The sequence below is a fragment of the Clostridium algidicarnis DSM 15099 genome, from assembly GCF_002934235.1.
GTDB lineage: Bacteria > Bacillota > Clostridia > Clostridiales > Clostridiaceae > Clostridium_L > Clostridium_L algidicarnis.
In genome coordinates this window covers 1-21,858 of the sequence record NZ_PTIS01000022.1, presented here as the reverse complement: position 1 = coordinate 21,858, position 21,858 = coordinate 1, and the positions used below count along the sequence as shown (strand labels likewise).

Here is a 21,858-nt window from a genome sequence, read left to right as displayed (position 1 = left end):
TGAATTTATTTTTTCTAAGTAACCTTTTATAGCTTTAGCCTCTGGAGCACCAAATGAATTTGCTCCAGTGTAATTTCTAGAACTATACTGTAGCGTAAAATTATAAGGAAAACATCTATTCATATCAATTCTACTAGTTATAAGCACATCTACCTGGTCCATCCTTAGTTCCTCTAACAATAACTCCATCTGGATTCATACATTGAGCAATATATACAGTCCATCCGTGAAGTCCATTATCTTGTGACTTATAATTTCGTAATCTAGTTATTAATGAGTTTGCTATCTTAATTAAAGCAACTCCATCATTATCCCTGTTATCTTCCCAGCCGTGTAGCGCAAAACCAGCAAATAACACCTTACTACCATTTCCTATTTTACAAACGTTTAACGAGCGTCCCTTTCCACTAATTCCATAGGGTTCTTTAATTGCTTCAATGTGTGAAATGGTTGGAATTTCAATGTTAGAATCAGTAAATCCAGATCCCCCTTCATATTTAACATATCCTGATTTAGTATTTGATCCTTTACCTGTATTATAAACCACGTGAGTCATACCATCTTTTTTATACAAAGGAGTAGCTTTTTCATATGGATCTTGCAATAAAAATAAAATTAAAATATTGCACTGGGAGCACTCTGGATTTTGGTTATATTATAAGCGCCTTGAAAAAAGTAGATTTAAATGTCCCACAAATGAAAATCAAGTTAAAAGTGTTACTGCAAGAGAATTAAGGTGACTTTTTAACCCAGGATATGGTATAATTTATGTATAGTTAATATAGAGAATAAAAGTAAAAACCAAACTGAATATATTAATAACTTAGAGGAAACTTGTAAATCACAATAAGCTCATATTAAAATACTAGAAAATAAGATAGGCTAGATGATGGAGCAGATAACTCTATCAAAGCATGTGCGTTTTGGAGCTTCAAGTGAAAAAAGTGAGTATGATCAGCTATCCTTATTTGATGAAGCTGGAAATGAGTCTAATGAACGTGTTGCCGAACCTGAGTTAGAGGAAATTAAGTATAAGAGAAAAAAAGGCTGAAACGCTATCAAATCTACCTTATCTTCCACAGGATGGACAGTTATGCACTGAATGCAGTGAGCATATGCATATCATGGGTAAAAATATAAGAAAATAATTAAAAATAATCCCTGCATAAGTAAAAGTCATAGAGCATGTACACAATATGTATATTCATGCCATGACTGTGAAAAATATAGCGACGGAACTCCTATTTTTAAATCAGAAGTATCAGAGCCTGTTATTAACAGGAAGTATAGCATTTCCATCAGCGGTAGCATATATTATGTCTCAAAAGTATGTTAATGCAATGCCTTTGTATCGCCAAGAAAAAGAGTTTGAAAGACTAGGAATAGAGAAGCTATCCATGCAGACGAAACCGTGCTGAAAGGAGTATTGAGCCTTTTGTTACAGTAATAAAAAACTTTTTATTTTCTGACACAGTACGTGGAGCTAAATCAAGTGCAATAATATAGCATTATTGAAATAGCTAAAGAAAATGGGCTAATCCCTATGAAATATCTCACTTATCTATTTGAAGAAATGCCAAATCTTGATTTATTGGAATTACCTTTACCATGTGGAAACCTTCCCAAAGGCTGTTAATGTGACTAGTTATTAACCGCTTACATTTAAAGGTAATCAGTATTAACAGCCTTTAATAAGTTTCCGTGAAGGCTCAATTAAAAATAAGGGGGAATTATTATTAAAAAAGTCGCTTATGGAGTCAGTATAATAACTTCATTCTGTTATGGATTTATTATACTACTTGTATTAGATATGGTTAATCGTAAAGTTAATTTCACACCAATATTTAGGTATCCTAGTAATAAAGGAATTATAACTGGGTTAATTTCATTTATAATTTACATATTATTGATGTTTAGTCTTTGTTTTATATCAAAAACAAAGACTAAACAAGAGATTAAAAGGTTTATTATTATTAATATAATAACAATTTTTATAGGATTACTATTATTTTGGGCTGCTGGATCAATGTTTTTTATTGATACACCAAATTACGCTTAATAAAAATAGTAAATAATAGTTAGTATAATCCTTAAACCGTATACTTTTCATGTAAATTTATATTTATTACTATAGATTACTTATTAAATAAGAAAGATGCTACATAATTCGTAACATCTTTTCTATAATAATACAATATTAACATTTACATGCTTCAAAATAAAATTATTGAGATATTAACTAGGGTGAAATTTTTGATAATATTATTTAATTTTAGCTACTATGAAAGCATCGTCTACAAAAAAATCTTTGTCAGTAAGTTTTTCATTTATTCTATCATTTGAATGTGCAGAGAAATATATTATATTATCATGTATTTTAGTGATAACAACTATATGATGAAATTTCTCTTTATCATTAGATAAATACATAAGATCTCCAACTTGTATACCAAATTTCTGAACAGCTTCTTTCATTTCCCTTTCAGAAGTTAATGTTATTAAATCACCATTAATATAACCTTTACTCTTTAAATAATCAAACTGTTCTTTAGGTCTAACCCAACTACCAGAAAAATTTGCTACCTTTAGAATTGCCATACCACTTGGTATCAAATCCCACTTAAAATACCAATCATTTGTTTGCTTCACTCCACCAGCGAAAAGGACTTGAGATATAAAATTTGCGCAATCTGATCCGGAAGTATGTCCTTGTAGATACCAAGAATAATTATCGAATCTTTCAAAATCTTTATTATGCTTTCTAGTATGCGTCTCCCAGTCAGCCCAAGAAGGCCAATTTTCCGGATAATCATGTTGTCTACCAGGTGAACTATATTCCGGATTAGTAGCATATTCAATTGCGGAAGTTCTATTGTATTTTCCATCTATATATAAATTGTAATTTGGAGGATTTACTTCTGAACCAGTAGATCCACCACCAGGATTATTTGAAAGTATTCCATTTACTGCATTTATTATTTTTTGTGAGTAACCTCCATTTATAACATCACTATGGCTATGTGTATTCTTTGGCAATTCTATTAATGCAGCATCTGCACCTATTGATTTAGCCCATGCAATTAAGAACCCTTTATCTTCTCCATATCCACTTCTTTGCTCAAATCCAAATTGATTTCTAAAGTACTGTCCTATTTCTGGATTACCTATGGCTGCTCCTTCCCATCCGTGTAAGTCTATAACAACCATTTTCCCTGAAGTTTTATTTTTAATACCTTGTATAAATTCACTTAATTTTTTAGACTCATTAACACTAAGAGGTTTATCTCCAGTCCAATTTCTTGAAGTACCGTGTGGAGTAAACCCTATAGGAAAGTCTCTATTTATGTCTACTCCCCCTACTATAGTACATCTACCTGGGCCATAATTAGTATATCCTTCAGCTAGTCCATCTGGATTTGCTGCTGGTATTACATATACTGACCATCCTTTTGTTCCATTACTTGCAAGTGATCTAATTAAGTCATTTCCTATATTAACTAATTCAAGTCCATCTTTAGGGAAGTTATCCTCAAATCCATGAACTTCACATACCATTACTAATGAATTGTTTCCATTTCCTATTTTATAAGCAGTAAGGTCTCTTTCTTTACCACTCTTCCCGTATGATATTGTGGATACACCTGATGTTGATGGTTTAGGTATGGTTATTTTTGTTACTGAACCCCCTTCATATTTAACATATCCTGATTTAGTATTTGGGCCTTTATCTGTGTTATAAACTACATGTGTCATTCCATTTTTCTTATATAGTGGTGTTGCTGACTCATAAGGACTTAATGATCCAAGTTGTCCACCATTTTCATCATAAACTATTTCTGTGGTTGAACCGTTAGCCCATGCATTAGCATCATTATACTTAATTACAGAAGGTGTATTATTAACATACCCTTGTCTCACTCCAGCTGATGTTGGATATTGAACTAATGCTAATTGATGACTATAACCAACATCTAACACCGTTATACTATCACCATCATCAACTTGCCTACCTGATACCATATTTTTGTTTGCATCTCTTAAGTATAAGAAGTCCCCTTGTAGCTTAGCATTATTAGGATAGGTAAATCCTCCTGGTACTAATTCACCTGGATTTACATTTGGATAATATTTCCCCATTTTTAAAACCTCCATTAATCTTTTATTTTTTAAATTAAAAATCAAGCTTGAATTTAATCTACACCTATAAAAGAGAATGAAATCTTAAATATGTAAAGGTTAGATGAAAATATATATTAAAATACTTTTATTTTTAGATTTATAGCTTCAATAATAAGTCTTTTATTAAAGCTAATTGAATAATTTTGTACAATAAAAAGAGAGAAAAAGCTTTTGCCTTTTCTCTCTTTTTGAGTATTATCTTTACTGATGGTTTAAATACTTATTTTCTTACCTATAGTCTCTCCCATAACAACCTTTGTTTCGTAACCTAATGATGTTTCACGCAATATATCTTCATCTATCTTTACAGTGTTAGGCTTAATAAACATAATTGTAGTAGAGCCTCCAAACTTAAAGTATCCCTTTTCATCACCTTTTTTAACAACATGGTTTGGGTCATAAGTTTGTGCTATTGTTCCAACGCAGGTAGCTCCTACTTCAACTAGTATTACATCACCAAAGTTTTCTGATTTAAATAAGCTCCATTCTCTTTTATTTTGACAATAAAGCTTAGGTATCTTTTCTAAGGCTATAGGATTTACAGAGTAGTAATCTCCATTTACCTTTTTACTATCACTACATATTCCTGAGTCAATAAAGTGAAATCGATGATAGTCTGTAGGACACAGTCTTAATACCAAACACAGTCCCCCATTATACTTATCTGCAATGGCTTTATCTCCTATAAGCTCATGTAAGCTATAGGTTAATCCTTTTACCTGCACAAGGTTATCCATATCTATGTTGTCATAAGCAAATAATCTACCATCTCCAGGAGAAATTAGCATATTACTATTTTCATCTATAGGTCTAGCCTCTTTTTTTAATCTACGTATAAAAAAGTCATTAAAGTTATTAAAGTCTTCTTGACCCTTTTCACATAAATTCATATCTATATTAAATTCTTTTATGAAACTATTTATCTTTTTCTTACTTAAAGAGCTATCACAGTAGCCTCCATAAACTTTAGAAAATAGTTTCTTTTTTATAAACATCTCAAGTAAAGTGAGTCCAACTGGAGAAGAGTAGTTCCACTTTAAATACTTATCCCCTGCCACCTTTTCCACTTCATATTCCTTTGAATTACGATTATAATATTTTATCATTTCATCTCTCCATTTTATTAAACTATTATATTTCAAAAAATTATACAATAACATTTCATAATAATATTATTGATTCTATAATACATATTATACTTTAAAATAAGGAAAATAAGAAGGCAAGACTATATAACTGAAAATTCAATTACATTATATTTAAATTGGTTGTTTATTGTTGTTGGATGATATATTATAGGTAGTAAATACTCATATAGACTTGGAGTGATGGATTTGAATAAAACTAAAAATATAATTTCTAAAGCTGCCGTTGATACCTTTTCTAAAAAGGGCTATGAAGGAGCTACAATGGAAGATATTGCTCTTACTGGAGGCCTAGCAAAGGGAACACTATACTATCATTTTAAGAGCAAGGAAGAAATATTTAATTATATAATAAAAGTTGGTATGGACATAATAAAAGAAGATATCATAGAAGAGACGGAAAAGGAAAGTAATCCCATATTAAAATTAAGAGCTCTTTGTAAGATACAACTTCAATCTGTCTATAAATACAAAGACTTCTTCAAAGTCGTTATGAGTCAACTTTGGGGTCAAGAAATAAGGCAGGTAGAAATCAGGGATTCATTAAGTGATTATATATCTATCTTAGAGGGGTACTTAAAAGAAGCTATAGATAATGGAATTCTAAAAAAAGGAAATCCTGCTTTTATGGCTCACCTATTCTTAGGGGTTTTAATGTCTGCCTCTATATATGAATTATTAAATGCAGAGGATCCCGACATAGAAGAACTGTTAGATAGCTTAATGAACTATATTTTAAGAGGTATTGAAATATAAAGTTACTTTTACCTTAATTAAACTCATATATTTATCCCATGGCTACCATCCGTAATACCCCTCTCCTCTTCAAGGTGGGGGATGATGGCTACTACGCCCCTGAGTAATTTCTTCTAAGACTTTGGTTGAGAGACGTATTTCCTTATAAGCAAACTCCACCTGAGTCTAAGAATCACTTGATAACAAAGCTTTTGTATAGCTTAAATAGATTACTTACTTTAGTAGGAGTAGAATCACTCCTACTAAAATCAAATTTAATTTCTAAAAACAATATATATTACTCCTCCACACTTCTAAGATTCTCCAAAGGGTCTTTCCGTATCCTTAGTATGGAATACTCCACAAACAGTACACATACCTTACATCATTCCTGATTTTAAAATAGATATTAATAACCAAAGCCCAGATATTCCAGCAACTATAAATCCAATAACACCAATGAGTGAAACATCATATACCTTAGGTCCTATATTAGAATTTAATACTAAGGACGAAGCAACAATCATAGCGGATACTACAAGTCCAAACACCATCCTATTAACCATTCTATTTAATTCATTTAAAGGTTTATCTAAATTTTTAAGTTCTAGTTTAATTTTAGTTCTTCCACTTAATATATTATCTGAAACCTCTATTAATTTTGTTGGAACCTTAACACTATTTTTTAAAAATATATGTGTATTTAAAAGAACTTCATCTAAATCTATGTCTTTATTTAAGTTATGTGACTTTACATAAGGTATAGCAATATCTAAAACCTTAATCTCAGGGGATATTTGAGCTATAACCCCTTCTAATATTATAAATGTCCTTATAACAAGGGTTAGCTCTTTTGGTAGCTTAATGTTATTGCGTCTAGCAACATCAAATACTTCTTGGAGCATATAAGACATATTTATATTTTCAAATGATGTATTTAAATAATTAGCAAAGAGGTAATCAATATCTTCATAAAGTTGGTTTCTGTCTACAAATCCATCTTTTATTCCTATAGACATGAATACAGATATGAGTTTATTTATATCTTCATATGCAACAGCTACTACAGCATCATTTAACGAGTCTCTTAAGGTTTTGTTTAAATTACCGATTATACCAAAGTCTATAAAACATATCTTTCCATCTCTGATTAAAAGATTCCCCGGATGAGGATCTGCATGAAAAAAACCATCTTCGAAAATATTTTTAAGAAAACTCAAAGCTAGTTTCTTTGATATATCAGGTAAATCATATCCTTGTTCTAAAAGCCCTTTTTTATCATCAATTTTATACCCCTTAATTTTTTCTAATGTAAGTACAGTTTTTCCACTATATTCACTTATTACAAAGGGTGCATAGATACATGCAACTGATTTATTAATCTTCCTAAATTTTTCTATATTTTCTGCTTCTATATTAAAGTCTAGTTCAAGCCTTGTAGAATCAAGAAGTTCATTTAAAGCTTCACTAGGATCTATTAATGTATCTTTAAATTTAGCCTTAGTAAGATTAAATATCCTAGATAATATAGAAATATCCGTCTCCATCTTATCTGATATCTCAGGTCTTTGTACCTTTACTATAACTTCTCTCCCATCCTTTAGTGTCGCTTCATGTACTTGTGCTACCGAAGCTGAGGCTAAGGGTATCTCGTTAAATTTAAGGAATAGCTCCTCAATTGATTTACCAAATTCGCTCTTTATAACCTTATTTATATCTTTAAACTTTTCGGGTAAAACATTATCTTGGAGCTTTGATAATTCCTTTATATATTCAGCAGGCAAAATATCTGGTCTAGTGCTTAAGATTTGTCCAAGCTTTATAAATGTTGGTCCAAGATCTTCACAAGCTAATCTTAAATTTTCAGGTGAATTATCTTGTCTTTTTATTTTATTATCAACTAGAAAGCCAAATCCATAAAAAGCAGAAACTTTTACTATTTCTTTTAAACGTTTAGCGGAATTCTTAGCCATTTTAGCCCTCTCTTTACTTAAAACCACCATTAATTATATGTGTCTTAAAGTTTTTACTCTTGTTTGTTTTCTAAAAGGCTTATTTTAGCTTCTAATTTTAGCATCTTTTCTTTAACTTCATTTAAATCTTCTTGATGTGCTAAATTTAGCTCTTCAATTATACAAACTACATCCTTTTTATTTAAAGGTTTTACACTATCAACTTTTGAAACTAACTTTTCTCCTGAACTTTGCATATCTCTTTTTAATTCTTCATTTAATTCTTTACCTTCTTCCGTACTTAACTTTCCCTTTTCAACCATATCCTCAATAATCTTTGAAGACTTTTCATAAGTATAAGCAACAGAACCTACTCCTGCAAGAAATACCTTTTTTAATTCATCTAACATAATTACACCTCCAAATTTATTTTTATATTCTCTAGTAGTATATGCTTATATAAATTATACTATAAGGATTGCCCCTATTAAAGGCTTTAATAAATCTTTAACATAACTTATATATTTAAAGATATAATGATTTTAAAGTCATTGAATTATATGCTAAAATATATAAGTAATATAGTAACTACTTATATATAAGTATGCCTTTAAATAAAATAATTAAACATAATGTTTAAGTTGAGAGAAGGTTTTATATTGGCCGGGAGTATTATAAAAATACGTGGAATAATGAATGGACTTAGCGATACAGAAAAAAAGGTAGCTAATTTTATACTAGAATATCCTTCAGAGATTTCTGATTTATCTATAGGTAACATGTCTAAAAGATGTGGAGCTAGCGAGGCTACTATAGTAAGATTTTGTAGAGCGGTTGGTTATAGTGGATTCAAAGACTTTAAAATTGATATAACTCGTGATATGGCTTATCTTGAGGTAAACAGTAAAGATGACAAATATGCAGATATAGAAAATGGTGATGATATAGATGTTATTATAAAAAACATAAGTAATAATAATAAAAAAGCTATAGATAATACCAGTAAAATAATATCTACAAAAAGCATAAAAGAAGCAATCGAAGCGCTAGATAATTCAAAGCGAATAGAGTTTTTTGGAGTAGGAGCTTCCTATGTGATAGCCTTAGATGCCTTCCAAAAGTTTTGTAGGATAAATAAATTAGCTACAGCTCATGCTGATACGCATATTCAAACTATTTCAGCTGCCAATCTTACTAAAGGTGATGTTGCAGTTGCAATATCATATTCTGGGGAAACTAAGGATGTTTACCATGCCATAAATATAGCAAGAAGTACAGGTGCAACAACTATTAGTATAACTAAATATGGCTCTAGTTCTATAAGTGATATATGCGATATTAATTTATATGTATCATCTCCAGAAATAAATATAAGAAGTGGGGCAACCTCTTCTAGAATAGCACAGCTTAATGTAATAGATATATTATTTGCCGGAGTCGCAAGTAAGCGATTTAATGAAACTCAAAACTATCTAGAAAAAACAAGAGTGGCTATAAAAGCTAAAAAGTTTAAATAACCATTCTCAATTTAATAAGGATAACTTGTCCTAATTATTAGAGCAAGTTATCCTTGAAATGTACATTATTTAAATATTTGATTTACTTTTCATCTTTTTCTTTGACTTCAAAATTACAAGGTTCTCCCTCACAATTTGGGACCACTTCATCATTAGCTCCCACAAATACTTTTGAATTTGGTGAGGACTTTACCTCTTTTGATTCTTTATCCTTATTAATAGGAGTAGTATTTGTTTTTTCTTCATTATTACACATCTAAATCACTCCTTACAAAATATTCTGTAAACTCTATACTCATATTATATCACAATCTTAAACTTTAATAATAAATATCCGTAAAAAGTGTATTAAGTTTTCATGAATTAATGAATTTAAATTTATTTGCTTAGTTATAATTGACATAATACAATTTATATAATAAAATGTTAGGGTGATACAATAACATATGCTCTCATAGTTTAATGGATATAACGATCCCCTCCTAAGGGATAAATACAGGTTCGATTCCTGTTGGGAGTACCAAAAAGATTAGAATTTTAATTTATTAAATTTCTAATCTTTTTTTATTTACCTACAACTTTCTAAATCTTTACTTTAAAGTATGATTCCTTAGATATACCAAGATAGAACTAGATATAATATAAAATATTAACCTAAATCTTATATTTGAGCTATTTAAAAGATAATGCCTTGAAATAGTATGTAATTTGTGTTAATACATTAGTGCTAAATGTGATATAATAAGATAGATTTATTTAATTTTATGACATTTCAGAAAAGTATTAGAAGTATAAATTATATATAACTATTCTAATCTCATCTATGTATCCAAAGACATATTAAATGGATATAAGATATCACAAAATTATTTATTATATAAAAATTAATTATTATAGGAGAGTGGTACTTTTGGACCCTAGCACGTGGCATTTAATTTTATTAACTGTGCTTTTATTATTATCAGCATTTTTCTCAGCTTCAGAAACGGCTCTTATGAGTTTTAGTAAGATAAGAGTAAAACACCTTGTAGAAGAAGGTGTAAAGGGAGCTGACAAAATAGAAAAACTTATAGCAAGCCCTAATAAACTATTAGGAAGCATTTTAGTAGGTAATAACGTAGCAAATATAGCAGCTTCTGCTCTAGCAACCTCAATTGCATTAAAAGCATTTGGACAAAAAGGTGTAGGAATAGCAACTATTGCTATGACCGTATTAGTTCTTATATTTGCAGAAATAACCCCTAAATCCTTAGCTGCTCAAAATTCAGAAAAGGTTTCTTTTAAGGTTTATAAGCCTATAAGTTTTATTATAATAATACTCAGACCTATAGTAACTGTATTTACATTTATATCTTCAGGGATTATAAAGCTATTAGGTGGAAACCCTGATAAAACTCAACCCTTCATAACAGAAGAAGAATTAAAAACTTTAGTAGATGTTGGTGAGGAAGAGGGAGTTCTTGAAGTTGGAGAAAAAGAGATGATATACAATGTTTTCGAATTTGGAGATCTTCAGGCAAAGGATGTAATGGTTCAAAGAGTAGATGTTGTATCTATAAGCACTGAATCTACTTATGACGAGATCCTTGAAGTCTTGAAAAGAGAACAATTCTCTAGGATACCTGTATACAGAGAATCTATCGATGATATCGTAGGTGTGTTATACATAAAAGACTTGCTTTTAAAAGAAAAAGAGGAAGAGTTTAACGTTGAAGACTACATGAGAGAGCCTAATTACACCTATGAGTTTAGAAGGATTACAGATCTTTTTACTGATATGAAAAAGGACAGAAATCATATGTATATCGTGCTTGATGAATACGGTGGTACAGTAGGTATCGTAACCATTGAGGACTTAGTAGAAGAAATTGTTGGAGAGATTGAAGACGAATATGATGATGAAGATGATAAAGAGATTGATGTAATTAAAGAAGATGAGTATGTAGTATCTGGAAGTGCTAGGTTAGATGATCTTAATGACCTTATAGGCACATCCATGGAATCAGAAGAATTTGATTCTATAGGAGGCTTTATAATAGGTCAGCTTGGAAGATTCCCAGATAGAGGAGAAAACATACAATTTGATACAACTAAGTTTGTTATTGAAGAGTTAGATAAAAATAGAATAAAAAAGGTACGTATATTTACGTAACTTATACAAATTACCCTGTGTAGACCACAGGGATTTATTTTTTATCTTATTTCATAAATCAATATAATTTATAAGCTTTAAATTTTACAAATTAGTAAACAAAGTGATAATAGTAGTTTACAATTCATTATTAAATTGAAAATAATGTTACAATTAAAATAATATAATTGAGGAGAGGTGGATTTTAATGACTTGTGTAAAAAAGGTTTTGAGTTTTATTCATGATGACTTTGAAGATTTAGAATTATGGTATCCTATTCTAAGGTTAAGAGAAGAAGGAATTGAAGTGGTTATAGCTGGTGAAGAAGCTAACAAAAAATACACTGGTAAACATGGAGTCCCTGCTATCTCTGACTGTTCATTTAAAGATATAAATGTAGATGAATTTCATGGTTTACTTATCCCCGGGGGATGGGCACCAGATAAAATAAGAGTATGTGATGATGCACTTAGTATAGTTAAGCATATGAGCGAAAGTCAAAAGGTTATAGGTCAAATATGCCATGCTGGGTGGGTTACAATTTCTGCCGACATCCTAAATGGATACAAAGTAACAAGTACACCTAATATAAAAGACGACATGGAAAATGCAGGTGCAATATGGAGTGATGAAATGGTAGTTGTGGATAGAAACTTAGTATCCAGTAGAAAACCTAGCGATTTACCTCAATATATGAAATCCTATATTGAGACTTTACTTAAATAATGATAAATTATAATAAGAGTTTATAGGGGCATTCTTTGAATGCCCCTATGCTTTTGATAAACTGTTTCAAAATATCAAATTAAAAGTTTTGAATGTATAAATTTTTTATACTAATGTAAGGGGATCTTAAAATGGAATTTATAAATATAGCCTTAGAAGAGGCTAAAAAGGCTTTATCCATAGATGAAGTTCCAATAGGTGCAGTTATAGTAAAGGATGGCAAAATAATTGGAAGAGGCCATAATTTAAGAGAAACTATGAAGAACCCATTAGCCCATGCTGAAATCATTGCTATAAACGAGGCTTCTAAAACTCTTGGAAATTGGAGACTAAATGGATGTAGTATGTTTGTAACCTTAGAACCTTGTATAATGTGTGCTGGGGCTATTGTTCAATCAAGATTGTCAGAGCTTAATATAGGTACCTTTGACCCAAACCTTGGAGCTTGTGGCTCTGTTTTAAACTTAGTAAATAATCAATATATTAATTCTAATATAAAAGTAAATTGGCTTTATAATAATGAATGTAGTGAAATTTTAAAAGAGTTTTTTAAATCTCTAAGAAATAAATGATTGTTTAATTTATATTGATTTATATTTTTATATTTAGTATACTTTTAGGGTAGTATAAAAATACTTATTGTGGAGAGATGTCCGAGTTGGTTTAAGGTGCTTGTCTCGAAAACAAGTGTACACAAAATGTACCGGGGGTTCGAATCCCTTTCTCTCCACCAAAAAGAGGCTTGTAGCAATTGCTACAAGCTTCTTTTGTATAAGGTATTGAATAAACTCCACTTCTAGATACATCATAAAAATACTCTTCTTAAATCTATATTGCGAACTTCCAAAACCTTATAAATTAACTAGTTAAATAATATTCTATTTTTATATCTTTTCTTCAGAAAGAGCCTTCCATAAGGAAATACAGGCAAAAATCATTATAAATATAAATGGGAAGGCTGCGGCTACTGAAGCTGTCTGCAAGGATTTTAATCCTCCTGCAATTAATAAAGATGTAGCAAGTAATGATTGAACTAATCCCCACACTATCTTTTTTCTATTTGAGGGATTTAAATCACCCTTTGATGTTAGCATACCAAGTACAAAGGTAGCTGAATTTGCAGAGGTTACAAAAAATGTACCTAATAAGAATACTGCAATAAAAGATAGTATAACCCCTAATTTATAGTTACTCATTATTACAAAGAATGCTGTTTCTGGTGAAGCTGCAACAGTTTTTAAAGCATCCATAGACATAACGCCTTCGATACCTAAATTTATTCCCATAGTTCCAAATACTGAAAACCATACGAAGGAAGCTATGGATGGAGCAACTATGACTCCTAATACGAATTCCCTTATGGTTCTTCCTTTAGATATCCTAGCTATAAATGTACCAACAAAAGGAGCCCAAGCTATCCACCAAGCCCAATAAAATATTCTCCATCCGTTAAGCCAAGAATTATCGCCAAATGCTTCAATTTGAAGACTATCTTGAAAAAAGTTCCCTAGATAACCACCTAATCCGTTAGATAATGAATTTATAATCTTTACAGTAGGTCCTATTAAAAGTGCTAATATTAAAAGTCCAAAGGCTAAGTATAAGTTTACATCAGAAATGAGCTTTATTCCCTTTTCTATACCACTCACAGCTGACCAAATAAATATTATAGTTATTACTACAATTATAAGCACTTGAACTAACTGGGTTTCTGGTACTCCAAAAAGATATTTAAGTCCGCTATTTATTTGAAGCGTACCAAGTCCTAAGGAGGTTGCAACCCCTGCTACTGTAGCAAGTACTGCAAATATATCTATAGCTTTTCCTAAGGGTCCATTAACTCTCTTTTCCCCTATTAAAGGTTCAAATATGCTACTTATTAATCCTGGTTTATTCTTTCTAAATTGAAAATATGCTAGCGCTAATCCTATTATAGAATAATTAGCCCAAGGGTGAAATCCCCAATGCATAAAAGAAGCTCTCATTGCAAAGCTAGCTGCTTCCACGGAACCTGGCTCTAAGCCTTTTGGTGCTACGAAGTGTGATAAAGGTTCTGCTGTTCCCCAAAATACTAGTCCAATTCCCATGCCGGCTCCAAAGAGCATAGCAAACCATGATGCTGTACTATATTCTGGCTTTGAATCATCTGATCCAAGTTTTATATTCCCATATTTACTAAAGGCTAATACCATTGCAAATCCTACAAATATAAGCATAGATAATAAATATGCCCATCCAAAGTTATTAGTTAAGAAATTTAATAAATTGTCCGCTGACTTAGCAAAACTCTCTTTTGATATAATAGCCCATAAAACTACTATAAAGGTTATAATCAATGATATATAATAAACGGGTTGCCCTCTTTTCTTTGATCTCTCATTTGTACTGCTTTTCATTTATTCCACCTACCTAACTATAAATTAAGATATTTATAAGTAGAGTCCCATGGGTAAACATGGAACTCAATTTATAGGGAATTACTCTAAAACTTTACTCTAAAAACAGTTTGATCTTTAATATCAGTTGTAAGTGAATCTAATGCTACCCCTACTCTATGATATCTTAATTTCCATTGTTCTTCTTTTGTTGTAGCTGGATGTCCTAATGGATATGGTATTGATATAGTAGGAACTATTCTGTTTGCTCCTACAGTGGTAGCAACTGGAATTAAGTTACACATTTGAACTATTGTAAATCCTTCTTTTTCGAATTCTTTAACCATGGTTGCACCGCAACGCGTACAAGTTCCTCATGTGGAAACTAATATAATTCCATCCACGTTATCTTCTCTTAAGTAAGGAATCATTTCCTTTGCCATTCTCGCAGCTTCTGCTTGGGTGGTTCCTGTTCCTACTGTAGAATAAAAGTAATCATGAAGCTTACCTATCTTATTTTCTTTTTCATAAGCTCTTAGAGCATCAATTGGAACTATTACATCTGGATCAGCATCAGCAGCTGCAGGATCAAACCCCGCATGTATAGTTTTATATACTCCACCTTTTAAGTCATCTATTCCTTTAATATCATATCTACCCCATCTTGTTGCTGAAGCAGATTGTATTCTATCTGGATTATCTATTGGAACTATTCCACCTGTGTTTACAACTGCTATATTAGATTTACTTAGATCTTTTATAGCTGGAGCTATTGCAACTCTATCCATAACTGGAATCTTAAGCTCAGTTTCAAAAGGCTCATTGTTTAATTTTTTTACTAGCATTTCTACTACTCTATCAGAAGCAGGCTTTTGGTCTTCTCTAAAAACTTGATGTCTTATTCCTCTTTCGTAATAACCTTCTTTATCTGCGCCTAAAACTTCTTCGGAGTTAAGAAGCTTATTGCCAAGGCTTGCCATAGCTTTTATATCATTTCTCATTTTTGCTGCACTTTTTCCGCCCTTTAATATATACATGTCCTTTTTAAACATTTCAACTCCAGGATTTTCTTCATGCATAGAGCTTATTACAGGCACATTAAACTTTTCTTTTATAACCTTACATATGGTTCCACAAGCTGCTCCATATCTACCTGCTTGAAAAGCAGGACCTGCTATAAATATATCAAACTCTTTATCTTTTAAGAAGTCTAGTATTATATTTACCGCTTCTTCTGTATTTGATCCCATGAAATTATCACCACATATTATAGTGTGAGTAACCTGTGCATTTAGGTTTTTATTAAGTTCAATAGCAGGACCTACAAGGCCTTCTTTAATAACTGGCGAAAAGTCTGCTTTATCTTCTCCACCTATTTGTCCAAAAAATTGATTTATATAAAGAATTGCTTTCTTCATAGTATCCCCTCCTTAAAATTCTCTCATAGTTTTTGTAGACCAACCAACTACTTGGTCACCACAGAACATTGCATTGTTTTCCATAACTATAGATCCATCATCTCTCACAGAAGGTCCTATAATCTCATCATTAGCCCAACCTCCAGATAATCCATCTCTTCCAAGGGCTTCAAGTTCTCCAAGAACAGTTTCCATAGGAGGTAACTCTATAAGTTCTGAAACATTACCACAAGAAACTATGGCATCTAGCTTTTTATCTAAGGTTACGAGTGGTTGAGACTTACCATCTCTACCAGTACACTCATTAGTTATTCCAACAGTTTTTACCCCTGCATCCTCTAGAGCAACAATACAAGCTACAAAGTCTGCATCTGGATTTCCGTATCCTTCTTCTGCAACAATAGCGCCATCTGCACCTAAAGATTTTGCTATTTGAGCCACAAATAATGCGGATCTATCCTTTTGCTCTAAAGCAACATTTAAATTAGACATTATAACTCCTAAGAAGTTAATAGTTTTACCATGCTCTTTATATAATCTCTTTATTGTAGGATTGTTTTGAAAGTCATAAGTTGCCCACTTTGAAGAACAAGGCATAAAGCTACCTGATATAACCGCTCCATCTAAAATTTCATTTGGATGCATGTAGGTTGGGACCATATGGTTTGAATCCCATCCATAAACTAAATCATTATATGCTCCATCTTCCATTTGAGATTGTGCTTGCATTACAAAAACCATGGAAGGTAAACTTTGTACCTCTGTGCTTCTTTTAGATATAGGGTCCAATTCATAAGTTTCTATATCCTCAGGTTCTAGTTCTTTTACACATTCTGCTATATATTCTGCTAATTTATGTCCAGCCTTTCTCAAAGCTGTATTCTTCTTTTGCTGTTCTCTTTTCTCAAAATCTTCATCAGTATCTGCTACAAGAACTATATTTTTAAGCTGAGAGTAATAAGTATATTTAGCTCCCTCACCACTCATATCAATTAACCCATCTTGGAATCCACCCCAATGCTTTCCTACTACCAAAATGCTACAATCCTTTAAAGCATGAGTTCTACCATCTCCAGCCTTTGAAAGATCTCCTGTATATCCTGGAAACAAAGCATCACCATTTAATTTAACTCTAGGCTCAATGGCCTCCTTTACAGGACATAACCTAACCTTATCACCAGGTTTTACTATATAAATATCTGCCTTTGTTATATGCTCATCTTCCATTATAAAGTCTAAAGTCTCTTTTTTATTAATTGTTAATATTCCCTTTGAATAACCTGTCTTTTCCCCGAAAACGATTTCTCTAACGTGAAAATTACCTATTTCTAATTTCATTAAAGACTCTCCTCTCAAATAAGATTAATAATATAATATTATTTTTTTGTTTATTAAGATTTTTATTACACATGCTTTTAGAAATTTCTAAGAAACTTATAGGTTTATACATTTTTAAGATTAATCTGAGTTTTCTGAATGGTATAAATAAATTATATCATAATCATGATTACTGTGTAAACACGATTATGATATAAAACGCTAACTCTGTTATAGTTTTAACAAATCATAGCTATAGGATTTATCAATATCTATGTAAGTTACTATAATATATTTTAATATCATGTTTTCATTTATTTAAAATTTATTATTCGCCAATACTTTTAATTAATTTTACTCTTACCTTTAAAATACTTTAAATTTAAATACACTCAGCAATTACCTTAACTTATGTTATAATATTTTATGTGAACAATAATATACTTATATTGGAGATAATTATGGATAATAAAGAAGTTCAAAAGAAAAGAATGCTAAGCTATTTTTTAGAAGCTACAAATAAGATTATTGAAGAAGAAGGTATGTATGCTGTAACAATAAGAAAGGTTGCTAATTTAGCTGGTTACAATAGTGCAACCTTATATAATTATTTTGAAAACTTAAATCATCTTCTATTTTTTGCTTCTTTAAAATATTTAAAGGACTATGCAAAAGACCTTTACAGTTACACTAAAGATTCTAGAAACTCTTTAGAAACTTACCTTAATGTCTGGTTATGTTTTTCTTACCACTCTTATTTAAAACCTGAAATTTATAACTTAATATTTTTTAGTGAATTTTCTTCAGATACAGTAAATGAGTCTATTAACAGTTACTATTCAATATTTCCAGAAGAGCTTGGAGAAGAATCTAAAAAGTTTTTGCCTATGCTACTGGAGGATAATATATATATAAGAGATTATAAATTATTAAAATCTTCAGCTGAAGAAGGCTTTTTAAAAGAAGAAGATCTAAAGGATATTAATGAAATGAATGTTTTAATATATAGGGGTATGTTATCTAAGCTTTTAAGTAAGAACAACACCTATACAGTAGAGTTAGCCGTTGAAAAAACCATGAGATACATTAACAAAACCATGAAAGCTTACGGAGTAAGTTCTACGGACTTGAAAGATATTCATGCAAAACAATAGAAATTTATATAATAAAAAGAGAATCCTACATATAACATCACAAAAACCAGATAAAACGGGAAGTGGAATATATGCTAGAGAAATTATGAGTGAAGGGCATAATCATGGGTATGCTCAAGCTTTAATTTGTGGTATACAATTTGATGAAAATTTTAAACCTTCATTTATAGAAGATAAAAATTACTATCCTGTATACTTTAAAACAAAGTCACTACCTTTTTCTGTAGTGGGCATGAGTGATATCATGCCTTATGATTCTACAAGATATGATGAGATTGATGAAGCTAAATTAAGTGCCCTTAAATATGCCTTTAAAAAAGTTATAGACAAAGCTATAAAAGAGTTTCAACCTGAAATAATAATATGTCATCATTTATGGCTTTTAACTGCATTTATTAAAAATCTATATCCAAGCCTTCCAATGATGGTCATAAGTCATGGAAGTGATTTGAGACAATTAGAACTAAATCCTAGGTTTAAGCCGTACGTTATAGAAAATTGCAGAAAAATAGATAAGATATTAGCTTTAAATGAAGAAAACAAAAATTTAATAGCTAATATTTTGGGTATAAATGAAAAGAATATAGAAATTATAGGAAGTGGCTATAATAAAGACTTATTTTATACTAAAGAATATGTAGATAAATGCACATATACACATTTAAATAATTCAGCTATAGGTAATGGATGTTCAAAGAATAAAAGATTAGAAATAATTTATGCAGGTAAGATTAGTTTTTCTAAAGGACTTTCTTCACTTATATCATCACTTAATAATTTAAGTTTTAATAAGGATGAACTAAATATCACCTTAATTGGCGGTGGAACTGGACTTGATGCTATTGAGATAAAAAAACAAGCTGAGAAATGTAAGTATAATATAACTTTCACTGGAGCTATACCTCAAGAGAACCTTGCAAATTATTTTAGGAACTCTGATATTTTTGTTTTACCTTCCTTTTATGAAGGTTTACCCTTAGTTATTATCGAAGCATTGGCCTCTGGACTAAGAGTTGTTGTTAATGATCTACCAGGCATTAAATCCTGGATAGGGGAAAATATAAATAATAGTGGAGTTATAGAGTATGTACAAATGCCAAAGATGCTTAGCATTGATGCACCTTATGAATATGAATTATTTGAGTATGAAAAGAGATTAAGTAAAGCTATAGAAACTCAAATTTATAAAGTACTTAATCTTAATAAAATAGATGAAAAGATCTTAGATGAAATTAAAGAAATGAGCTGGGACAAGGTCTTTGAAAAATTAGAAAAAGTATTAATATGTGTTACCTCTTCCTAGGTATAGTATAATAAGAGTAAGAGAATATCATCTATTTCTAATCACAATCCATTATGATTACCTTTTGATGCTCTTCCAAGCCAAAAGTAAGAGAATATAAGTAGTATTATGGATATAGCTAAATACACTAGCTTCACTCTAATATTAAACCCCATCTTTTTGAAGTCCCAATAAAATCTATGAGCCAATATCCCATATTTTTGTGTTACTTTTCCTCTCCATAAATACTCTAAGACAAAATAAAGTGAAGTTACAACTATAATGGTTTTAGGGATATCCTTTATTAAAACAATGAAAAATATAGTTATACTAGTAACAAAAATAGTGGTTATAATAGAGCTCATTATTAAAAGCTCTAAGCGATATTGTATTTGGTTATTTTTATCTGTAATTTTATTGAAACAATAAATTATATTTATTAATGATATGGCATAGCATAGAGCATACTTACTTATTATGGTTATTACTTTCTTTACCACATAGTCATTGCTTTTACCTTTACTTGCAGAAAGACTAATATGACTCATGCTATTTTTAAAATCCAAACCTATAGTAAATATAATTAAAATCACATATATTATCAATAAATAAAAGTCACAAATTGAAAATAAGTTATTTACTGGTGAGTTGTGTCCAAAATTCATATGATTAAATTTAACTGATAATAGTAACATCCCATTAAGAACAGCTGTTAAAGCAAATAAAGCATTAAAAATGTTAAAGCTAAATATATTATTAATATGCTTTTTATAATAATTAAGCATTTTTTAAGGCCTCATCATATAGTGTGCAATGAATTATATAGGCATCTTGTAATGAGATATCTATAGCGGTGGCATTATACTTTAAATCTTCTTTTGAGATATACCTTACCTTTATATTGTCCCCACTAGGTATTGAACTAATTAATTTAGCTTGCTTTTTTAGGACTATAACATCATTTATAGGAAGGACACCTTCCCATAAGTATCCTTTTACTTCATTAATAAAATTATCTTTACTTCCTTTAAAAATTAGGCTGCCTTTATTTAATACCAATAAGTAATTACAATAATTCTCTATGTCCTCCACAATATGCGTAGTAACAAAAACTATTCTTCCACTAGACATAGCAGGAAATAAGTCTCTTATTATGTTTCTTTGCTCTGGGTCTAACCCAACAGTAGGTTCATCCATTATAATAATCTTTGGGTCACCAATTATTGCCTGGGCAAAGCCTAGCTTTTGTTTCATACCTCCTGAATACTCTTTAATCTTTTTATCTATATAATCTTGCATATCAAAATCTCTAATTATGTCTTCTATATGTGTGTTTTTTTCTTCCTTGTTATAATCTGTTTTAATAGTAGCTAAAATATCTAATAATTCTCTTCCTGTTAAAGATTCATAAACCATAAAATTTTGTGGCAAATAACCGAGATTACCCCTGATTTTATCTATACCCTTTTTATAGCTTGTACCATCAATACTAATATCTCCATCCTTAACTTTTAGTAATGTGGTTAGTAACTTCATAAGAGTGCTTTTCCCAGCACCATTAGCTCCAAGAACACCAATTAATCCATCAGTTACCTCAAAGTTAATATTGCTTAGTGCTTTAGTCTTTCTGTATTTATAAGATAAATTTTCTACAACTATTTTACTCACCTTTTTACCTCCCATACTGCAAAACTTCATCTGTATCGTGAATGCCAAATATAACTTGATCCTCATACAAATTATATAGAAGATATTCTTTATCTCTTTGAGGAGTTAAAATTAATCTTTTATAATCGTTTACTCCATCCCCCATTCTATTAACTGCATTCATAATCTTTTCACATTGAACATCGGTTTTTATTTCCTCAGCCTTTCCTACAAGTTCTATACCTTTATATAGGCGATTTGAAAGTAATATATTCTTAA

21 protein-coding genes, 2 tRNA genes and 2 pseudogenes are annotated in these 21,858 nt (G+C 30.5%); 13 read left to right on the top strand and 12 right to left on the bottom strand.

Going from position 1 to position 21,858, the window contains the following annotated elements; genetic code table 11:
• Positions 1-133: 133 nt before the first annotated feature.
• Positions 134-604, bottom strand: coding sequence for a M14 family metallopeptidase (locus BD821_RS12075; protein WP_104410699.1), 471 nt, complete (start codon positions 602-604; stop codon positions 134-136).
• 19 nt (positions 605-623) lie between these two features.
• Between BD821_RS12075 and tnpB the strand changes: the two genes are divergently transcribed.
• The 4 genes and pseudogenes from tnpB to BD821_RS13715 form a co-directional block, all read left to right on the top strand.
• The gene (tnpB, locus tag BD821_RS13865; protein ID WP_423236764.1) at positions 624-740 is read left to right on the top strand and encodes an IS66 family insertion sequence element accessory protein TnpB; all 117 of its coding nucleotides are present in this window, start codon (positions 624-626) and stop codon (positions 738-740) included.
• A gap of 146 nt (positions 741-886) precedes the next feature.
• Complete coding sequence (locus BD821_RS12065) at positions 887-1,051, top strand: IS66 family transposase (RefSeq protein ID WP_104410697.1); 165 nt, start codon at positions 887-889, stop codon at positions 1,049-1,051.
• A gap of 145 nt (positions 1,052-1,196) precedes the next feature.
• Entirely contained in the window at positions 1,197-1,418 is a 222-nt protein-coding gene (locus BD821_RS13860) for an IS66 family transposase (RefSeq protein ID WP_104410696.1), read from the top strand.
• A pseudogene (locus tag BD821_RS13715) lies at positions 1,408-1,636 on the top strand (IS66 family transposase); the annotation flags it as partial. The gene BD821_RS13860 and the pseudogene BD821_RS13715, both read left to right, overlap by 11 nt.
• Before the next feature lie 626 nt (positions 1,637-2,262).
• Here BD821_RS13715 and BD821_RS12055 read toward each other — a convergent pair.
• Positions 2,263-4,137 (bottom strand): amidase domain-containing protein, encoded by a 1,875-nt coding sequence (locus tag BD821_RS12055; protein WP_242971510.1) that lies wholly within the window; start codon positions 4,135-4,137, stop codon positions 2,263-2,265.
• 254 nt (positions 4,138-4,391) lie between these two features.
• Positions 4,392-5,285: a phosphatidylserine decarboxylase gene (locus tag BD821_RS12050; RefSeq protein WP_104410695.1), complete on the bottom strand. Its 894-nt coding sequence runs from the start codon at positions 5,283-5,285 to the stop codon at positions 4,392-4,394.
• Positions 5,286-5,507: 222 nt separating this feature from the next.
• Between BD821_RS12050 and BD821_RS12045 the strand changes: the two genes are divergently transcribed.
• A complete protein-coding gene (locus BD821_RS12045; protein ID WP_341456788.1) occupies positions 5,508-6,080 on the top strand; it encodes a TetR/AcrR family transcriptional regulator in 573 nt (190 codons plus the stop codon).
• A 359-nt stretch (positions 6,081-6,439) separates the two neighbouring features.
• Here BD821_RS12045 and BD821_RS12040 read toward each other — a convergent pair whose 3' ends face one another.
• On the bottom strand, positions 6,440-8,032 hold the full coding sequence (locus BD821_RS12040; protein ID WP_104410693.1) for an ABC1 kinase family protein: 1,593 nt from the start codon (positions 8,030-8,032) through the stop codon (positions 6,440-6,442).
• Positions 8,033-8,085: 53 nt separating this feature from the next.
• Positions 8,086-8,421 carry a phasin family protein gene (locus BD821_RS12035; RefSeq protein WP_029451806.1) on the bottom strand — a complete coding sequence of 112 codons (336 nt, stop codon included), beginning with the start codon at positions 8,419-8,421 and terminating at the stop codon, positions 8,086-8,088.
• A gap of 222 nt (positions 8,422-8,643) precedes the next feature.
• On the opposite strand from BD821_RS12035, the gene BD821_RS12030 reads away from it, so the two are divergent.
• Positions 8,644-9,528: a MurR/RpiR family transcriptional regulator gene (locus tag BD821_RS12030; protein WP_242971509.1), complete on the top strand. Its 885-nt coding sequence runs from the start codon at positions 8,644-8,646 to the stop codon at positions 9,526-9,528.
• Between the two features lie 82 nt (positions 9,529-9,610).
• On the opposite strand, the gene BD821_RS13515 is transcribed toward BD821_RS12030, so the two are convergent.
• Positions 9,611-9,784, bottom strand: coding sequence for a hypothetical protein (locus BD821_RS13515; RefSeq protein ID WP_157469605.1), 174 nt, complete (start codon positions 9,782-9,784; stop codon positions 9,611-9,613).
• A gap of 192 nt (positions 9,785-9,976) precedes the next feature.
• On the opposite strand from BD821_RS13515, the gene BD821_RS12025 reads away from it, so the two are divergent.
• The 5 genes from BD821_RS12025 (at position 9,977) to BD821_RS12005 (ending at position 13,119) form a co-directional block, all read left to right on the top strand.
• A tRNA-Arg gene (locus BD821_RS12025) sits at positions 9,977-10,051 on the top strand.
• Positions 10,052-10,438: 387 nt separating this feature from the next.
• Positions 10,439-11,680: an HlyC/CorC family transporter gene (locus BD821_RS12020; protein WP_104410691.1), complete on the top strand. Its 1,242-nt coding sequence runs from the start codon at positions 10,439-10,441 to the stop codon at positions 11,678-11,680.
• A 187-nt stretch (positions 11,681-11,867) separates the two neighbouring features.
• On the top strand, positions 11,868-12,386 hold the full coding sequence (locus BD821_RS12015) for a type 1 glutamine amidotransferase domain-containing protein (protein WP_029451803.1): 519 nt from the start codon (positions 11,868-11,870) through the stop codon (positions 12,384-12,386).
• A 131-nt stretch (positions 12,387-12,517) separates the two neighbouring features.
• Positions 12,518-12,958, top strand: coding sequence for a nucleoside deaminase (locus BD821_RS12010; RefSeq protein WP_029451802.1), 441 nt, complete (start codon positions 12,518-12,520; stop codon positions 12,956-12,958).
• A gap of 71 nt (positions 12,959-13,029) precedes the next feature.
• A tRNA-Ser gene (locus BD821_RS12005) sits at positions 13,030-13,119 on the top strand.
• A gap of 151 nt (positions 13,120-13,270) precedes the next feature.
• Here the strand turns inward: BD821_RS12005 and BD821_RS12000 are convergent.
• The 3 genes from BD821_RS12000 to BD821_RS11990 form a co-directional block, all read right to left on the bottom strand.
• A complete protein-coding gene (locus BD821_RS12000) occupies positions 13,271-14,782 on the bottom strand; it encodes a glycine betaine uptake BCCT transporter (RefSeq protein WP_104410690.1) in 1,512 nt (503 codons plus the stop codon).
• Between the two features lie 86 nt (positions 14,783-14,868).
• Positions 14,869-16,179: a betaine reductase selenoprotein B gene (gene grdH / locus BD821_RS11995; protein ID WP_104410689.1), complete on the bottom strand. Its 1,311-nt coding sequence runs from the start codon at positions 16,177-16,179 to the stop codon at positions 14,869-14,871.
• Between the two features lie 12 nt (positions 16,180-16,191).
• A complete protein-coding gene (locus tag BD821_RS11990; RefSeq protein WP_104410688.1) occupies positions 16,192-17,517 on the bottom strand; it encodes a glycine/sarcosine/betaine reductase component B subunit in 1,326 nt (441 codons plus the stop codon).
• 440 nt (positions 17,518-17,957) lie between these two features.
• Between BD821_RS11990 and BD821_RS11985 the strand changes: the two genes are divergently transcribed.
• Complete coding sequence (locus tag BD821_RS11985; protein ID WP_104410687.1) at positions 17,958-18,650, top strand: TetR/AcrR family transcriptional regulator; 693 nt, start codon at positions 17,958-17,960, stop codon at positions 18,648-18,650.
• Complete coding sequence (locus BD821_RS11980) at positions 18,637-19,953, top strand: glycosyltransferase family 4 protein (RefSeq protein ID WP_104410686.1); 1,317 nt, start codon at positions 18,637-18,639, stop codon at positions 19,951-19,953. The genes BD821_RS11985 and BD821_RS11980 overlap by 14 nt, the downstream gene beginning before the upstream one ends.
• Positions 19,954-19,994: 41 nt before the next feature.
• On the opposite strand, the gene BD821_RS11975 is transcribed toward BD821_RS11980, so the two are convergent.
• The 3 genes and pseudogenes from BD821_RS11975 to BD821_RS13510 form a co-directional block, all read right to left on the bottom strand.
• Positions 19,995-20,717, bottom strand: coding sequence for a hypothetical protein (locus BD821_RS11975; RefSeq protein WP_104410685.1), 723 nt, complete (start codon positions 20,715-20,717; stop codon positions 19,995-19,997).
• Positions 20,710-21,600 (bottom strand): ATP-binding cassette domain-containing protein, encoded by an 891-nt coding sequence (locus tag BD821_RS11970; protein ID WP_104410684.1) that lies wholly within the window; start codon positions 21,598-21,600, stop codon positions 20,710-20,712. Before BD821_RS11970 ends, BD821_RS11975 begins: the two co-directional genes overlap by 8 nt.
• A 4-nt stretch (positions 21,601-21,604) precedes the next feature.
• Positions 21,605-21,858 (bottom strand): annotated as a pseudogene (locus tag BD821_RS13510) (hypothetical protein); the annotation flags it as partial.

What these genes read in the sequence shown, in the direction of transcription:
- BD821_RS12065 (WP_104410697.1), top strand. Translation starts at nt 887, where the DNA reads ATGATGGAGCAGATAACTCTATCAAAGCATGTGCGTTTTGGAGCTTCA.
- BD821_RS13860 (WP_104410696.1), top strand. Translation starts at nt 1,197, where the DNA reads ATGTATATTCATGCCATGACTGTGAAAAATATAGCGACGGAACTCCTA.
- BD821_RS12055 (WP_242971510.1), bottom strand. Translation starts at nt 4,137, where the DNA reads ATGGGGAAATATTATCCAAATGTAAATCCAGGTGAATTAGTACCAGGA.
- BD821_RS12050 (WP_104410695.1), bottom strand. Translation starts at nt 5,285, where the DNA reads ATGATAAAATATTATAATCGTAATTCAAAGGAATATGAAGTGGAAAAG.
- BD821_RS12045 (WP_341456788.1), top strand. Translation starts at nt 5,508, where the DNA reads ATGGATTTGAATAAAACTAAAAATATAATTTCTAAAGCTGCCGTTGAT.
- BD821_RS12040 (WP_104410693.1), bottom strand. Translation starts at nt 8,032, where the DNA reads ATGGCTAAGAATTCCGCTAAACGTTTAAAAGAAATAGTAAAAGTTTCT.
- BD821_RS12035 (WP_029451806.1), bottom strand. Translation starts at nt 8,421, where the DNA reads ATGTTAGATGAATTAAAAAAGGTATTTCTTGCAGGAGTAGGTTCTGTT.
- BD821_RS12030 (WP_242971509.1), top strand. Translation starts at nt 8,644, where the DNA reads ATGTTTAAGTTGAGAGAAGGTTTTATATTGGCCGGGAGTATTATAAAA.
- BD821_RS13515 (WP_157469605.1), bottom strand. Translation starts at nt 9,784, where the DNA reads ATGTGTAATAATGAAGAAAAAACAAATACTACTCCTATTAATAAGGAT.
- BD821_RS12015 (WP_029451803.1), top strand. Translation starts at nt 11,868, where the DNA reads ATGACTTGTGTAAAAAAGGTTTTGAGTTTTATTCATGATGACTTTGAA.
- BD821_RS12010 (WP_029451802.1), top strand. Translation starts at nt 12,518, where the DNA reads ATGGAATTTATAAATATAGCCTTAGAAGAGGCTAAAAAGGCTTTATCC.
- BD821_RS12000 (WP_104410690.1), bottom strand. Translation starts at nt 14,782, where the DNA reads ATGAAAAGCAGTACAAATGAGAGATCAAAGAAAAGAGGGCAACCCGTT.
- BD821_RS11990 (WP_104410688.1), bottom strand. Translation starts at nt 17,517, where the DNA reads ATGAAATTAGAAATAGGTAATTTTCACGTTAGAGAAATCGTTTTCGGG.
- BD821_RS11985 (WP_104410687.1), top strand. Translation starts at nt 17,958, where the DNA reads ATGGATAATAAAGAAGTTCAAAAGAAAAGAATGCTAAGCTATTTTTTA.
- BD821_RS11980 (WP_104410686.1), top strand. Translation starts at nt 18,637, where the DNA reads ATGCAAAACAATAGAAATTTATATAATAAAAAGAGAATCCTACATATA.
- BD821_RS11975 (WP_104410685.1), bottom strand. Translation starts at nt 20,717, where the DNA reads ATGCTTAATTATTATAAAAAGCATATTAATAATATATTTAGCTTTAAC.